The sequence below is a fragment of the Azonexus sp. genome (genome assembly GCF_036170495.1).
Taxonomy (GTDB): Bacteria; Pseudomonadota; Gammaproteobacteria; order Burkholderiales; family Rhodocyclaceae; genus Azonexus.
Map to the genome: position 1 here is coordinate 1 of NZ_JAVHPH010000251.1, position 3253 is coordinate 3253.

The 3253-nt window shown below is 57.1% G+C and carries 2 protein-coding genes; both read right to left on the minus strand.

Translation table 11 applies throughout. The annotated features are described in order from the left end of the window. Window positions 1–228: 228 nt before the first annotated feature. On the minus strand, window positions 229–2643 hold the full coding sequence (gene lon, locus ADADOO_RS08855; RefSeq protein WP_511276820.1) for an endopeptidase La: 2415 nt from the start codon (window positions 2641–2643) through the stop codon (window positions 229–231). Between the two features lie 67 nt (window positions 2644–2710). Then, window positions 2711–3253: ClpB D2-like domain containing protein (locus ADADOO_RS08860; protein WP_511276821.1), on the minus strand; the 543-nt coding region annotated here is incomplete at its 5' end.

A 3253-nucleotide genomic window follows, 5' to 3' on the forward strand; every position in this document is an offset into this window, starting at 1 on the left:
CCGGCGGCAGCCTTGGAAATGTCGGCTTGAGTAGCGATGGCGTCGATCAGTTCAGTCTTGTTCATTTACGTCCCCTAATGGATTGATTTCGAGTGGTGAAAACTTTGCGAGGACGGACTTATATATCTGGCGAAATCCTTGTGTCAAGCGGATTTTGGGGCATTTCCCAGATCGATGGACAAAGGAAAGGATGCTGTCAATAGGACGACAGCATCCTTTCCTTGCAAATCAATGAGTAAGGACTGTTGTTGCGGCAATAGCATCGGTCGATGCCTGAACCGCAGAATCTGCCATAGTTGTTTCGGGAAGGGGTTTAGGCATGCGCTCGAGAGCGCGTTCAAGGACATGATCAATCCACTTGACTGGGACGATTTCGATCTTGTTCTTGATGTTGTCAGGGATCTCGGTCAGGTCCTTGACGTTTTCTTCCGGGATTAGAGCCGTCTTCAAACCACCACGCACTGCGGCGAGAAGTTTTTCCTTGAGACCGCCAATGGCCAGTACTTCACCACGCAGCGTAATTTCGCCGGTCATGCAGACATCGCAACGAACTGGAATGCCGGTGTAGGACGATACCAGCGCAGTGGTCATGGCAATGCCGGCCGATGGGCCATCCTTAGGCGTGGCGCCTTCGGGAACGTGGATGTGGATATCGGTCTTCTCGAAGGCCTCATCCTTAATTCCCAAGCGACGAGCCCGGGCGCGCACGACGGAGCGGGCGGCTTCGACAGATTCCTTCATGACGTCGCCCAGTGATCCGGTGCGCAGGATGTTGCCCTTGCCTGGCATGTTGGCGCACTCAATTGTCAGCAACTCGCCGCCAACTTCTGTCCACGCCAGACCGGTTACCTGACCAACTTGATTTTCCTTTTCGGCCATACCGAAACTGTAGCGGCGGACGCCAAGGAATTTATCGAGATTTCGAGCGTTGACCGCAAGCTTCGTATCGCGCTTTTTCAGAACGAGCGTCTTGACGACCTTGCGACAGATCTTCGAAATTTCCCGTTCGAGGGCGCGGACGCCAGCTTCGCGAGTGTAATAGCGGACGATGTCGCGAATTGCGCTGTCGGCCACGGCAATTTCGGTTTTCTTCAGGCCGTTGTTCTTGATCTGCTTGGGCAGCAGATAGCGCATGGCGATGTTGACCTTTTCATCCTCGGTGTAACCGGCGAGGCGAATTACTTCCATGCGGTCGAGTAGCGCAGCCGGGATGTCCAGCGTGTTGGCCGTTGCCACGAACATGACGTCAGAGAGGTCAAAATCGACTTCAACGTAGTGGTCCTGGAAGGTGTAATTCTGTTCCGGGTCGAGTACTTCGAGCAGGGCTGACGAAGGATCCCCACGGAAATCCTGGCCAAGCTTGTCTACTTCATCGAGCAGGAACAGCGGGTTGCGCACACCGACCTTGGTCAGGCTGCTCAGGATCTTGCCTGGCATCGAGCCGATGTAGGTGCGGCGATGGCCACGAATTTCGGCCTCGTCACGCACGCCGCCGAGTGCCATGCGCACGAACTTGCGGTTTGTCGCCTTGGCAATCGACTGGCCGAGCGAAGTCTTGCCGACGCCAGGAGGGCCGACCAGGCAGAGAATCGGTGCCTTGACCTTGTCGACGCGCTGTTGCACGGCAAGGTACTCGACGATGCGTTCCTTGACCTTCTCGAGTCCATAGTGATCGCCATCGAGAATTTTCTCGGCTTCGCGCAGATCCTTGCTGATCCGCGTTTTCTTGCGCCACGGCAGGCCGATCAGCGTTTCGATGAAATTGCGAACAACAGTTGCTTCGGCCGACATCGGCGACATCAGGCGCAGCTTCTTGAGCTCGCCCTGGGCCTTGGCCAGGCCTTCCTTGCTCATGCCAGCTGCTTGAATCTTCTTGTCCAGCTCTTCGAGGTCGGCCCCTTCTTCGCCTTCACCAAGTTCCTTCTGGATCGCCTTGACCTGTTCGTTGAGGTAGTACTCACGCTGGCTCTTCTCCATCTGGCGCTTGACGCGGCCACGGATGCGCTTTTCGACCTGCAGGATGTCGATTTCGGCTTCGAGCTGGGAGAGCAGGCGGTCGATGCGTTCGCGGATGCTTTCCATCTCCAGCACTTCCTGCTTCTGCTCGAGCTTGAGCGGCAAGTGGGCGGCGATGGTGTCAGCCAGGCGGCCGGCATCCTCGATGCCAGCGATGGACGACAGCACCTCCGGCGGAATCTTCTTGTTCAGTTTGACGAACTGGTCGAACTGGGCGACGACGGCGCGGCGCATCGCTTCGATTTCGTGGTCTTCAACACCGGCCTGGGCGATCGGCACGGCGGTAGCCATGAACACCGAGGACTGGACTTCGATGGCTTCGACGCGGGCGCGTTGCGTGCCTTCGACCAGCACCTTGACGGTGCCATCGGGCAGCTTGAGCATCTGCAGGATGTTGGCCATGCAGCCAATGCGATAGAGGTCTTCAGGCTCTGGTTCGTCCTTGGCGGCCGATTTCTGGGCGATCAGCAGGATATTTTTGCCGGCTTCCATGGCCATTTCGAGCGCCTTGATGGATTTCGGGCGGCCGACGAAGAGCGGGATAACCATGTGCGGAAAGACGACGACATCGCGCAGCGGCAGCAGCGGCAGTTCGACGGTTTCCGGGAGCGTGTTGGGGTTCGACATTACGATGCCTTTGAAATAGGTATGTGCCCCCTACGTGGGGGCGGGGAACCGCAATTCAAGTCCCGGTTCAGTTGGAGCCGGAAACCTTTGGCTGGTCGGCGTAAATGAGCAGGGGCTTGGTCTCGCCGGAGATCATGTTCTCGTCAATCACGACCTTTTCGACATTTTCCATGCCCGGTAGTTCGTACATTGTGTCGAGTAGCGCATGCTCGATAATCGAGCGCAGACCGCGGGCGCCGGTTTTCCGTGCCAGCGCCTTCTTGGCTATGGCGGAGAGGGCTCCGGGGCGGACTTCGAGTTCAACGTCTTCCATGCTGAACAGCTTCTGGTATTGCTTGATCAGCGCGTTCTTGGGTTCGGTCAGAATCTGGATCAGGGCTGGTTCTTCCAATTCCTGCAAGGTGGCGACGACCGGCAGGCGGCCAATCAGTTCAGGGATAAGGCCGAACTTAATCAGGTCTTCCGGTTCGGCATCGAGCAGTATCTGCCCGACAGCACGCTTGTCTTCCTTGCTCTTGACTTCGGCGCCAAAGCCGATGCCGCCCTTTTCGGAGCGATTCTGAATGATTTTTTCGAGGCCGGCGAAAGCACCTCCGCAGACGAACAGGAT

Coding starts and splice junctions, on each gene's coding strand:
- lon (WP_511276820.1), bottom strand. CDS start 2,643: ATGTCGAACCCCAACACGCTCCCGGAAACCGTCGAACTGCCGCTGCTG.